Source organism: Paenibacillus nicotianae, from assembly GCF_042681745.1.
GTDB lineage: Bacteria > Bacillota > Bacilli > Paenibacillales > Paenibacillaceae > Saccharibacillus > Saccharibacillus nicotianae.
In genome coordinates this window covers 196,265-209,373 of sequence record NZ_JBHUGF010000011.1, presented here as the reverse complement: position 1 = coordinate 209,373, position 13,109 = coordinate 196,265, and the positions used below count along the sequence as shown (strand labels likewise).

Here is a 13,109-nt window from a genome sequence, read left to right as displayed (position 1 = left end):
AGGTGATTGAAAGAGAAATCGATAGTTCCTCTTCCATGTTCTATCTATACTAAACGTATATAATCAATCACCGAGGAGGAAGATTAACATGCTAGAAGTCAATCAAGTCAGCAAAATATACGAAGGCAAAATAGCGTATCAAGCGCTCTCTAATATTCAATTTACGATAGAAGATGGTGAATTTGTCGGAATTATGGGGCCTTCAGGAAGTGGTAAAACTACTTTACTGAATATGATTGCTACCATCGATGAACCAACAAATGGAGAAATTTTGATCCATAACCGTAATGTTAATCGATTGAACAAAAATGAACTAGCCAAGTTTCGAAGACGTGAACTGGGATTTGTATTTCAAGACTTCAATCTATTGCATACATTAACTATCGAAGAAAATATTGTTCTACCACTTACACTCGACGGTGCTAAAGTTAGGGAAATGAAAAACAAAGCAGCAGCGATCGCCGAAAAATTAGGTATCTCCGCTATTATGAACAAACGCACGTATGAAATCTCAGGTGGACAAGCTCAACGTGCTGCTGTTGCACGCGCAATGATTCATAATCCGCATCTTTTACTGGCTGACGAACCTACGGGGAACCTAGATTCCAAGTCTGCTCGTGATGTGATGGAACTACTGGAAAAGATCAATCAAGAGCAACAGACAACGATGATGCTGGTTACTCATGATGCTTTGGCAGCTAGTTACTGTCAGCGTGTTATTTTTATACGAGATGGCAAATTGTATACTGAGATTCATCGTGGCGAACATCGCCAGACTTTTTTCCAAAAGATTATTGATACCTTGTCACTGCTAGGGGGTCACGCTAATGACATTTCGTCAATTCGCGTATAACAATGTCGCCCGTAATAAGCGCTTGTATGCCGCTTATTTTTTGAGCAGTATGTTTACTGTTATGGTCTTTTTCACCTTTTCAATCTTTGCTTATCATCCTGCATTACATAGTAATGAAATTAATCAAAATGCAGCGACTGCATTATCTACTGCCAAATGGATAATCTATGTATTTTCATTCTTTTTTGTACTGTATTCGATGAGTTCGTTTTTGCGATCAAGGCAAAAAGAATTTGGATTATTGTTGATGCAAGGAATGTCTACAGGACAATTACGCCAGATGGTTTTTTTAGAAAATATGATTATTGGATTTGCTTCAACTTTGGGTGGAATTGGACTAGGGCTTGTGTTTGCCAAATTAATTTTACTGATAGGTGAACGAATAATCGTATTAGATGAAAAATTATCTTTTTATTTCCCTCTGCAAGCCATAATCATCACTTTTATTTCATTTATGATTCTGTTTGTTTTGATCTCTTTATTTATCACAGCTATTCTACGTCAGCGCAAATTAATTACATTAATCAAAAGCAATCGGACAGCTAAAAAAGAACCTAAAGCATCGATCTGGTTATCACTCATTGTAATCCTTCTGATTGGGAGCAGTTACATCATCTCGTTAAGTGTCTCGGGGGATCAGGCGATTTATTTATTAGTGCCGATTATTATTATGGTAAGTATCGGAACATATCTGTTATTTACACAATTGAGTGTATATATTATTCATCGCCTCAAAGCACGCAAATCTTTTTTCTGGTACAAAACCAATATGTTATTACTGTCTGATCTCGCTTATCGAATGAAAGACAATGCTCGTACTTTTTTCCTTGTCGCGATTGTGTCGACCGTCTCATTCTGTGCTATTGGTACATTATATGGCTTACAATCTGTAATCATCGCTAACACAACATCGTATAGTGCTTATCCGATCACTTATTTGTCTATGGCCAAAGACACTAAACGAGCACAAAATATTCAGTATATTAACGATACGTTGAAAAAATACGCTATCGACCTTACACCTGCTGATGTACAAGTATTACGTTATAACATTCCTGAGTCTAACAATAGAGTTAGTGTGGTTCGTTTATCCGATTATAATCGGTTCGCTACTCTAGCAGGCGAGCCTATTATAACGTTACCGGATCAACAAGCGGCTGTTCGAAAAACATCGACAACTAGAGAACGTTCTGAAGATAAGCTAATCAACCAAAAGATCACTTTAGAAAAAGGGCTGTCGATTCAAACTTCTTCTCAAGCTACGTTCTCGCAAGTGATTCCAACGTTAAGTGAATATATCGTTGTACCTGATCTATTTTATGGAAAACTGCAACACCCCAAAACAACCGACCAAATAGATGTGTGGAATGGAACGATAGATTCTTCTATTTCTATTCAATTAGCTAAAGACATTCAACAATCGGTCAAACCTCATCAAGAGAATTACATCTTTTTTGCTAAAGATTATGAACTATATAGCCAAAAACAAGAATTTGGATTACCGCTCTTTATGGGTTTATTTATCGGCATTGTATTTTTTGTCTCTGCCGGAAGCTTCTTGTACTTCCGCCTATACAGTGATCTGGAAGAAGATAAGCAGAAGTTCAAAGCGATCTCTAAATTAGGGTTAACTACCAAAGAACTAAATAAAGTATTAAATTGGCAGATCGCATTGCTATTCTTCGCTCCTATTGTTGTGGCTCTAATTCATGGAGCTATAGCTTTGACTACCCTGTCTAATATGTTCCGATTTTTATTATTTAAAGAATCCAGCATTGTATTAGGTATATTTTTACTAATCCAGATGATTTATTTCTTTATTGTACGTCACTTTTATATCGGACAAGTAAAATCAGCTTTGCGTTAATAAGCAATAAAAAAGCTTCCTGTTTATCTACAATTCTTTGTAGTGTGAACAGGAAGCTTTTGGCTTTGTGATATCTTTTCATTTCAGATGATATACATCATGATTACGGGTTTACTACACCTGTACCGCCATATTGAGCAATCGTCGATTGTAATGTATTAGCACTGTCGAGATTATATGTGTAAGGTACACTTGTTAAGCTTCCGACTTGTCCAATCGTATTCGCGCCACTGCTGACATATACATTGTTGCGCTCTACTACATATCCGTCGATTCCTTTTGTTTTGGTCGTCATAATCGGAGTTTTGACATTGTTAAAGTAATTGCCTTCTACCAGTACTTGAGCACCGATACGTGAATTGACACCTGTTTCTGCATTTTCATAATAGTTGTTGTAGATATGCCCTGTTCCAAAACGTAAAGAAGGTAAGCGAGAATTGGTATTTACAAACGAATTATGATGATACGTTACATGGAATTTACCTGTGTCTTCGCTGGCATTGTTATCACTATGTCCAACAAGCGATGTTTTGAAATGATCATGGAATTTGTTCCAGGAAGCTGTTACATAATCTGATCCATGAGAAATATCTAATAATCCATCATAATAATCTTTGTCATGAGACAGATCGCTCGATAGATCATTATGATCTACCCATACATGATTAGAAGCTTGTACCGTAATAGCATCGGTTCCGGTAGCTTTGGAAATATTTAAGTTTTGGATAATGACATTGCTAGAGTTCTTCACACGTAAGCCGCCACCGGTTAAGCCTGAATTTTTGCCTACACCGACGACTGTTTTGTTGGACGTAATATCGACTTGTCCGCTCAGATTAATCACGCCATTTACTTTGATAATATATTTACCTGATGCGGTACCATAATTTTTTAGCGAAGCTAGATCACTTACTGTAACTGTTGTTCCTCCTGTACCACCTGTCGTTGATCCGCTTACTGTTGCATATCCTTTGATAGCAAAATCAGGTGCTGCTGAAGCAGGAGCCATTAAAGCCAAAGAAGTAACCACGCCAAGACAAAGTGCCATCATTGATTTCTTGTTCCATACTTTCATAAACGATATTCCACCTTTCAAATGTAAGATAACAACCTGGCATCAGCATAATTTTATTTGTAAATAATTACCATATAAAAATAAAGAATATGATAATAATGAAATATAAATTTAGTATCGATCCTTTAATGTTAACGTTTACATTTTAGTGATAGTAAGAAACCGAACAAAAATAAAAGAAGCACACACTCTTATGTAGACAGAGTGTGTGCTTCTTTTTGAATAGAGCTACCTTCAAATACCACAGCTTATAATGGCTTACAAGTTATGATTCGCTTTGTGGTTGAAATGAAATATTGATCTCCACGATCTCTGAACGTGTACCTATTCGCATCGGTGTTCCCCAGAATCCGTAGCCTGACGATACGATCGAATGCAGTTGCCCTTTTTGCAAATAGCCCCAATCATTCTCATAAATACGTTTGGTGATCAAATGTGCCGGAGCAACCTGCCCTCGATGCGTATGACCGGAGACGACAAGATCGGTTCCTAATTTCTGCTCGACATCTAATTCGTACGGTTGATGATCCATCACAATAATCGGCTTGGAGTGATCGACCGATTCTAATAATTTCGCTAATTCTGCGCGTGGGCGATCGCTGTAATCTTGACGACCGACCAGTGTAATGCCGTTATCGAGCACTGTCGATTCATCATAAAGAATATTCAGATCGCTATCATCTAACACCTGAATCAGATTAATTCCTTTTTCAAAACGATCATGATTCCCAAGAGATGTGTACACAGGGGCTTCGATCCCTTTGAGAATCTGCGGAATATTCGTTTTCACAAAGTACGGCAGATTATCATCGATCACATCCCCTGGAAAAAGTACCAGATCGGGTTTTAATTCATTGATCATTTTCACCATTCGTCTAGCATGCGATTCATTGGATAATACGCCAAAATGGGTATCGGATACCATGACTACTTTCATATCAGACTTGCCTGTGACTGGCTTATCGATCGTAATATCATAATTGCGTACCACCGGACTATACGCATTGAACATTCCTATAGTCGCTACAATGACAAATACAAGCAGTGTAGTCCATCCCGCCCATACAATCACCAGATGTTGAGATAGTGACGTAAAGCGAGTAATGAGAACACCCAAATTCATGACTGGTAACCACAATATCAAAATATATAACACCATAAACCACACAGCACTAATAATTTTAATCGAAACACTTTCACGTACCCAGAAATTCAAAAAGAACGAATACGCCAATACAATCAATACCCCTACAAAAATGTATCTCACAAAATGATGGTCTGGCAAAATCTGTCCAAACCATACCCAACCATTCCATCCCATATACAGCAAAATGAGATTATAAACAATAAAAATAATGATTCCCATTAACAAGTAGGTTGACTCCTATCTCTGTTGTATAATGATTACTTTTTGCTTGTAACTATCTCTATATAAGTATATACGATATACAATCATGAACCAAATCAGATACGTATAATTTATTTTTTTGCTTTTGAGATACGTAAATACGAGTTATATACAGTAAAAACGCTTTATAAAAAATATGTAATTACGTTATAATAAATGTAATTACATATTTCATTACTAGACGATATTGAAATTCACTTTCTTAAACTGCCCAAGTTAGAGCAGATGCCTACTCCACTAGAAGGCAGTCCATTAGTGAATTGGTTATTATTTCTTAAAGGTACTGATCCATCGCATTGGGAGGTGCTAGCTATGAATGAACCTGAATTAAAAAAAGCAATGACTACTCTTGAATTCTTGAGTCAGGATCGCGAAGCACGTATGCGTTATGAAGCCCGTCAGAAATTTCTGCATGACGAAGCTTCACTTGTCGATTCTGCAATGGCAGAAGGCGAGCGTCGTGGCGTTGAAGCTGGTTTTCAAAAAGGAATCGAACAAGGGAAACATCAAACACTGTTAGAAACGGCACGTAATATGCTTTCTCTTGGATTAGATATTGAGATTATTGCCAAAGCAACCGGTTTATCTCCAGAAGATATTCGTTCCCTATCCTGAGTCTAGAATTCAAATCCGTATTGTTCTCTATGATGTTGCTTCAGATTCGTAATACAAGTAAGAGCCTATCAGCAAGATAGGCTCTTTTTTTATATTTAGATCATCTTTGCAACGACAAGACATTATGGTATTGATGATCGCTCATACGCATTACGATTACGCTAGGGCTTACCTTTATTTCAACGCTTTATGCACTTTGAGTAATTTGCCCTTAACCGTCGTATCTTTCATCACTTTCAATACATGAGGGCCTTTGCCATTTAGAATCTCTACATAGGTCACATTGTCTTGAATCGTAATAATTCCAATATCTTCGGCCGTTACGCCTTCGATACGAGCAATCGTGCCTACAAAGTCTACTGCACGTAATTTTTTCTTTTTGCCACCGTTAAAATACAACTTCATGATTTCTTTGTTCAGTTGCTCACTTTTAGCAGGTTTGCGTTCAGCACGAATTCCCATTTTACCTTCAAATGCTTCACGCGCACGATCCACTTCTACAGCTTCAGGTGCTTCTTTGTGCGGAATTGCAAACCCGATATAATCTTGAATTTCACGCAAAAATTTATCTTCAAAAGGAGTCACAAATGTGATGGCTAGACCGCTTTTGCCTGCACGTCCTGTTCGTCCCGTACGATGCACATAGCTTTCTTTTTCCAGCGGTAGGTCGTAATTGATTACATGCGTAATATTGTCGATATCGATTCCACGAGCAGCGACATCGGTTGCGACCAGATAACGGAATTGCCCGCGTTTGAAATCTTCCATCACTGCAAAGCGATCTTCTTGTAACATGCCACCATGAATTTTCGCACAGGTGTAATCGTTAGCTGTTAACCGTTCACTAACCATATTTACATTATCTTGAGTACGGCAGAAAATAATACAGCTATCTGGATTCTCAACAACCGTAATATCTTGCAATAAATTAAATTTGTCTGCATCTTTGACTTCATACAGCGCATGCTCAATCGTTGCTGTTGTTAGCCCTGTCGCTTGAATCTCTATATGCTCAGGCTGACGCATATGACGATGGCATAGACGTTCGATATCTTGTGGTAATGTCGCCGAGAAAAGTAAAGTAGTGCGCTCTTTCGGTAATGCTTTGATAATATTTTCAACCTGTTCTATAAAACCCATATTTAACATTTCATCCGCTTCATCGATAATAAGAAATTCTATTTTTTCCAAAGCTAACGTACCACGCTGAATATGATCCAACACGCGTCCCGGTGTACCGACAACGACATGGCTTTTCTGTTTTAACTCAAGTGTCTGCTTGGCGTAAGGTTGCTTGCCGTAGACTGCCGTTGCTTTGATCCGCTTAAAGCGTCCGATATTGGTAATGTCTTCTTTGACCTGTGCAGCCAGTTCGCGTGTAGGGGTGAGAACTAACGCTTGTGGTTTATTTTCGTTCCAATCGACTAATTCGCACAACGGAATACCAAATGCAGCCGTTTTACCACTACCTGTCTGTGATTTCACGACCAAATCTTGGCGCTCTAGTGCGACAGGAATGACCTTTTGCTGTACTTCAGTAGGCTGTGTATAGCCCAGTTGTTGTAATGCTTTTAAAATATCTTCACTTAATTCATACTCTTGAAAATTAGACTGACTCATGAAATACCTCTTCTTTTTATAAATTAACATGCTCTTTCATTTCATTAAGCATGCTGAATAATGAACATAAAATGACTTCAACCATAACACCAATCGATCGCTTGCCCTGATCATATACACTTTTTACTCACTCTATTCAGTATACGCTATATTGGTAGATAACATTTGAGAAAATAGCAAAAAAAGACGTGACTTACTGCTCAAATTCAATAATTTTTATATGTTGTAGAAATTCTTCTAGTTCCTGTGTTACGTTCTCCCAGATCAGCGTCGCTTCTTGAATCAATATCTCTCTGCGTTGATCCTGATCATGCTCTACTGGGAGTGAGATGCACAGTATTAAGGTTCTAGTTGCAAAAGAGCGCAACAACTCATCCACTGCAAATAGATGATCTGATACATCAGACATTTCTAAGCGGTTAAAATAATAATCCATTTCTTCAGATAATTTACTGCGTATCTTGGTTGTATCTGTTCGAGATAAATCTGCATCCTGAAAAGCAAGTTCAATAGCTGTCGTCATCATATATCTTGCTTCATACATATTCAGATCATAGTGTTGTTGCTGGATATGTAGTAGAACGGCTATTTGCAACGCAGTCAGACGGAACCAATACAGTTCTGCATGTACGGAATCCCATTCACTCTTGGAAAATACTACAGACGATGGAGAAGAGACAGATAGTGATTCCGTTTGAGGCAAACGAATAATCGTTCGAGCAACTTGCCGTATCGCTTTGCCTAAATGTATACGACTGGGCGGTTGATCCATAGTCAACACATCTCCTTCTATCAAGCAAATTAGAGGTAACCTACAATCCCTTACCCATTTCACTATAAAAGAAAAATAAAATGTAGCGTATCGACAATAACAAATCATTTTACAAATCGTTAAAAAATATGTATGATAGATATATCGAGATAGTTCGATATATCTATCATACATAAAAGGAGTGACTTTCTGTGAGAAATATAAGAGTGTATCATGTTGATGCTTTTACCGATCAACCGTTTACAGGGAATACCGCAGGCGTGGTATTGGATGCAGAACAACTAACAGGAGAAGAAATGCAAAAGATTGCAAGAGAACTTAATTTATCTGAATCTATTTTTTTACTTCCTTCTGATCAAGCAGATATTGATTATAAAGTAAGATATTTTACACCGACTGAAGAAATTCCTTTTTGCGGACATGCTACGATCGGATTAACCTGGTTACTGGCTACAGAACTTGGATTGTCTCAACAACAAGATGGAGTTGTGTTAGGAACCGGCGCAGGTGCTATTCCAGTTGTCTGGCATCAAGAAAATGGTTATGTACAACGGGTGGAAATGACTCAGATCACTCCACAAATCAAAGCTTTACCTGTAGACTTACAAGCACTTAGCCAAATGATAGGCGTACCTGTCGATGCAATCGATCCTGCTTATCCGATTCAACTCGCATATACAGGGAACTGGCATCTACTTATTCCTGTACATACACAGCAAGCAATCGATCAAGCTAATCCAGATCTTATCGCTCTTAGTCAACACAATCGACAACACCAGATTGCGACAACGCACCTTTACACCTTTACGCCAGATCAAGAATATGATCTGTATACCCGCGATTTTGCACCTGCGATTGGCATTGCTGAAGATCCGGTGACAGGCGCGGCAAATGGAGCTTTAACAGGCTTTTTATATGTAAATGGGATTATCCCACAAGATCAGACTACAACCCTAAAGATCGCTCAAGGGCATGCGATTGGCAGACCGGGTCTACTGTATGTGCAAGCTATTCCTAACGGTGTAGATACTCCGATTATCAAAGTCGCTGGTGCGGCAACGATCACGATCCGAGGGGAATTAAGTATTTAATTAAATAGTATAAAAAAAGGCAAAGCCCTCAGTATATACATGGCTTTGCCTTTTTTATAGTTAGACGATTTCCAATATCATTCGTTCTTCATCCCAATACTGACCCTCATACTTTAGCGCATTCTTTTCGAATCCACACACTGTAAAGCCTAGACTTGTATATAATTGCTTGGCTGCCCTATTTCCAGAGATCACTGTCAAGCCGATCTGCTCTAGCCCTTCCAGTGCACTGGCTTTTTGCACTAATTCTTTAATCAATGCTTTACCTATCTTTTGACCTCTACAAGCGGGTGATACATACATCGCATAGATATTTCCTTTATGCATAGTTTTGAGATGTTGCTCTCTAATAAAAGTCACCATTCCTACAAGCTCCTGCTGATCAAAACAACCTAATGTAAATCGACTACTAGAAAGTTGAAGCTTATGTTGTGTATCTTCTATTGGTTTGGAGACTTCACTATCGTATGTAACTAAAAATGCTTCAGGATTTTCTTGTAACGACTTTAATCGAAGTGCACGATATTGTACTGCATCTTCACTTGTTAACAGCCTAATATCCATCTGATTTCCTCCTACTCTGATATAAAAAAACAAAGCCCTCAGAAAATCTTTGGCTTTGCCTTTTGAACTACAATTATGCGATTCTAATTTCCAACAGTTTATACTTGAATGTTCCCATAGGCGCTTCAAAAGTAATCGTGTTACCAACTTTTTGTCCGATCAAAGCTTTACCTAATGGGCTTTCATACGATAATTTGTTGTTGATAACGTCTGCTTCAGCAGGTCCGACAATCTGGTATTCGATATCTTCACCGAACTCCAAATCATGTAGGAGTATCGTGGAACCGATACTGACTTTGGAAAGATCCAAGTTATCTTCATTAACTACTTGTGCATTACGTAGCATTTTTTCGAGAATAAGAACGCGTGTCTCCATAAAAGCTTGATCGTCCTTTGCCGAATGGTATTCACTGTTCTCTTTCAAATCCCCGTAACTGATAGCAAGCTTCAAACGTTGCGATAACTCTTTACGGCGTGGCCCTTTCAGTTCTTCAAGCTCATCTTCCAGCTTTTTGATACCTTCGCGGGTCAAAATAATTTCTTCGTGTTCCTTAGCCATATGCGCTCAACTCCCTCACTTATCAGTATACGCTATAATGGCACATTTTCGTTACTTTAATTGTAAAATAAAATGATTAAATTTAGGATAAGGATCATAATTCAATAATAAAACGCATACATTGGTTGAACATCAACTTTCATCCTTATCCTAATTCTCATGGATAGAAAAGATCTACAAAAAAAGCCAAATCCATCTCCCCAAGCGAGAAACGAATTTAGCTTTTACTAATTATCGGTTTACTTACTTGGAATAAACTGTCTGATCCAATTACCGAAGCCAGCCGGATTACGAGATTGAATCAGAACAACCCCTTCGCCCCGGAAGCGACACACAATGCCTTCTCCACTGGTCACACTGGATAACCAACCTTTAGACGCTTTTTCGATCTGATAATTCATATATCCTGGCCATGCGACAAGGTGAGCATTATCGACAATAACTTCTTCCCCATGCGCTAGATTGATCGCATGAATCGAACCATAAGAAGATAAGAATACAGTACCTCTACCACGTATTTCGATAATAAAGAATCCTTCTCCTGAAAATAATCCCTTTTTCAGATTCTGCATTTGTGTACCCACTTCTATACCTTCGGTACCTGCAAGAAAACCATCTTTTTGAACATACAAACTATACGAGCCATCTAATTCTACAGCAGTAACATCTCCAATACTGGAAGGTGATAACAATACTTCAGCAGGCCCACGTGTAGAACGCAACTCTTGAAAAAAGAATTTTTCTCCTGATAACATACGACCCAGGCCACCTATCAGTCCGCCGTCCATCGTTCCTTTAATTTCTACATTAGGAGACATCGAGACCATAGCGCCAGATTCGGCTTTGATCGCTTCTCCTTGTTCTATATGTACCTTCAACATGGCAAACGCGCCTTCATACAAAATATCATATTTCATCTTTGTTCACCTATCCTTTCAATATATTAAGCTTATTTATATTATGACATTTCACCTTTGGCGTTGTATATATGCACTCGATTGAATTGTCTCTGCAATTTCTCATTGATGATATGTAGAATATGTTGTATTCTGATGGTTCGATTGCTGAAGTGACGTGTAAATATTTTCGATAGCCCTATATGTTGATATGTAATTATTTAGACGTGTAATTCTGTAATGAATCTATTCAAATAAAAGATAGTTAGAGCAGGAGGTTCATTTGTGTCAGAAGTGAATAAGCAACAAGTTGTAGACAGCGTACCGCAAAAAGGATTCTTCGGTCATCCTAAAGGATTGTTCACTTTGTTTTTCACTGAATTCTGGGAGCGGTTCTCTTATTATGGAATGAGAGCGATTCTTGTTTTCTACATGTACTATGAAGTGTCTAAAGGCGGACTTGGATTTGATGAAGCGACTGCACTTGCCATTATGTCGATTTACGGATCACTTGTCTATATGTCCGGTATTATTGGAGGATGGTTAGCTGACCGCGTGTTTGGCTCATCACAGGCGATCTTCTATGGCGGGGTCTTGATTATGATCGGTCATATTGTGCTTGCGATTCCAAATAGTGTACCGCTATTATTTGTATCTATGGGCTTGATTGTACTCGGTACAGGATTACTCAAACCGAATGTTTCGAATGTGGTCGGCGAAATGTATGCGGAGAGCGACAATCGTCGTGATTCTGGTTTTAGTATTTTCTATATGAGTATTAATTTGGGTGGATTTATCTCGCCATTAATTGTAGGTGGATTACAGACAAGTTACGGCTTCCATTGGGGATTTGCAATGGCAGCGATTGGAATGTTTATAGGGTTGGTCGTTTTTGTTTTAACGAAAAAGAAAAATTTGGGTCTAGCAGGTACAGTGGTAGGTAATCCATTATCTGCTGAAGAAAAGAAAAAAACGATCATTATTTTTGCCATCGGTGCTGTCATTATTGCCATTATTGTAGCTATAGCAATTATGATGGGTTGGTTAACGTTGAAATCATTTGTTACTGTTGTCGCTATACTGGGCGTTTTGATTCCAATCTGTTATTTTGTAACAATGTATCGTAGCCAAAAAACAACAGATGTAGAGCGTTCTCGTCTACTTGCTTATATTCCGCTATTTATCGCAGCGGTAATGTTCTGGTCGATTCAAGAACAGACTTCGACTGTTCTGGCAACGTATGCAGATAAACGTACTCAATTAGACTTTATGGGGATTCATATTGCTCCTGCTTGGTTCCAATCGCTTAATCCGTTATTTATTATTGCTTTATCACCTGTATTTGCAGCGATCTGGCTCAAGCTTGGCAATCGTCAACCTATTATTCCACGCAAATTCTCGTTAGGATTGTTATTTGCCGGGTTGTCATTCCTTGTTATTCTGATTCCTTCGTATTTCGGTGGTGAAAATTCGCTTGTAAGCCCACTGTGGCTTGTACTAAGCTATTTTATTATTGTTGTTGGGGAATTGTTCCTGTCTCCTGTCGGTCTGTCTGCGACCACTAAGCTTGCTCCTGCGGCTTTCTCTGCGCAAACAATGAGTCTGTGGTTTTTATCCAATGCAGCCGCACAAGCGATTAATGCAATTATTGTTCAATTTTATAGCCCGGAAACCGAAATGATCTATTTCGGAGTCATCGGCGGTGTTTCGATTGCGCTAGGTGTAATTCTGTTCGTAATGGGACCGAAAATTCAAAGCTTTATGAAAGGTGTACTATAAATTAGATACG

The 13,109-nt window shown here is 38.5% G+C and carries 11 protein-coding genes and 1 pseudogene; 5 read left to right on the top strand and 7 right to left on the bottom strand.

The features are described 5' to 3' along the window. The first annotated feature begins 88 nt into the window (after positions 1-88). Both ACFSGI_RS19680 and ACFSGI_RS19675 read left to right on the top strand, forming a co-directional pair. Positions 89-853 (top strand): ABC transporter ATP-binding protein, encoded by a 765-nt coding sequence (locus ACFSGI_RS19680; protein WP_204825909.1) that lies wholly within the window; start codon positions 89-91, stop codon positions 851-853. Beyond that, the gene (locus tag ACFSGI_RS19675; protein ID WP_204825908.1) at positions 828-2,720 is read left to right on the top strand and encodes an ABC transporter permease; all 1,893 of its coding nucleotides are present in this window, start codon (positions 828-830) and stop codon (positions 2,718-2,720) included. Before ACFSGI_RS19680 ends, ACFSGI_RS19675 begins: the two co-directional genes overlap by 26 nt. Before the next feature lie 103 nt (positions 2,721-2,823). Here the strand turns inward: ACFSGI_RS19675 and ACFSGI_RS19670 are convergent, their stop codons facing one another. Together ACFSGI_RS19670 and ACFSGI_RS19665 are read right to left on the bottom strand one after the other, a co-directional pair. After that, the gene (locus ACFSGI_RS19670) at positions 2,824-3,795 is read right to left on the bottom strand and encodes a pectate lyase family protein (RefSeq protein WP_204825907.1); all 972 of its coding nucleotides are present in this window, start codon (positions 3,793-3,795) and stop codon (positions 2,824-2,826) included. A gap of 265 nt (positions 3,796-4,060) precedes the next feature. Next, positions 4,061-5,161: a metallophosphoesterase gene (locus ACFSGI_RS19665; protein ID WP_379284432.1), complete on the bottom strand. Its 1,101-nt coding sequence runs from the start codon at positions 5,159-5,161 to the stop codon at positions 4,061-4,063. A 210-nt stretch (positions 5,162-5,371) separates the two neighbouring features. On the opposite strand from ACFSGI_RS19665, the pseudogene ACFSGI_RS19660 reads away from it, so the two are divergent. After that, positions 5,372-5,818 (top strand): annotated as a pseudogene (locus tag ACFSGI_RS19660) (Rpn family recombination-promoting nuclease/putative transposase); the annotation flags it as partial. 174 nt (positions 5,819-5,992) lie between these two features. Here ACFSGI_RS19660 and ACFSGI_RS19655 read toward each other — a convergent pair. Together ACFSGI_RS19655 and ACFSGI_RS19650 are read right to left on the bottom strand one after the other, a co-directional pair. Further along, entirely contained in the window at positions 5,993-7,438 is a 1,446-nt protein-coding gene (locus ACFSGI_RS19655; RefSeq protein WP_204825905.1) for a DEAD/DEAH box helicase, read from the bottom strand. 193 nt (positions 7,439-7,631) lie between these two features. Beyond that, positions 7,632-8,210, bottom strand: a complete 579-nt coding sequence (locus tag ACFSGI_RS19650; protein WP_204825904.1) for a hypothetical protein — start codon at positions 8,208-8,210, stop codon at positions 7,632-7,634. A gap of 191 nt (positions 8,211-8,401) precedes the next feature. Between ACFSGI_RS19650 and ACFSGI_RS19645 the strand changes: the two genes are divergently transcribed. Then, positions 8,402-9,301 (top strand): PhzF family phenazine biosynthesis protein, encoded by a 900-nt coding sequence (locus ACFSGI_RS19645; RefSeq protein WP_204825903.1) that lies wholly within the window; start codon positions 8,402-8,404, stop codon positions 9,299-9,301. Positions 9,302-9,361: 60 nt separating this feature from the next. Here ACFSGI_RS19645 and ACFSGI_RS19640 read toward each other — a convergent pair whose 3' ends face one another. From ACFSGI_RS19640 to ACFSGI_RS19630, 3 genes are all read right to left on the bottom strand, one after another. Continuing rightward, positions 9,362-9,865, bottom strand: a complete 504-nt coding sequence (locus ACFSGI_RS19640; protein WP_204825902.1) for a GNAT family N-acetyltransferase — start codon at positions 9,863-9,865, stop codon at positions 9,362-9,364. Between the two features lie 73 nt (positions 9,866-9,938). Further along, positions 9,939-10,424, bottom strand: coding sequence for a transcription elongation factor GreA (gene greA, locus ACFSGI_RS19635; protein WP_204825901.1), 486 nt, complete (start codon positions 10,422-10,424; stop codon positions 9,939-9,941). A gap of 239 nt (positions 10,425-10,663) precedes the next feature. Further along, a complete protein-coding gene (locus ACFSGI_RS19630; protein ID WP_204825900.1) occupies positions 10,664-11,341 on the bottom strand; it encodes a TIGR00266 family protein in 678 nt (225 codons plus the stop codon). A gap of 264 nt (positions 11,342-11,605) precedes the next feature. On the opposite strand from ACFSGI_RS19630, the gene ACFSGI_RS19625 reads away from it, so the two are divergent. After that, positions 11,606-13,099, top strand: coding sequence for a peptide MFS transporter (locus ACFSGI_RS19625; protein ID WP_204825899.1), 1,494 nt, complete (start codon positions 11,606-11,608; stop codon positions 13,097-13,099). Positions 13,100-13,109 lie beyond the last annotated feature (10 nt).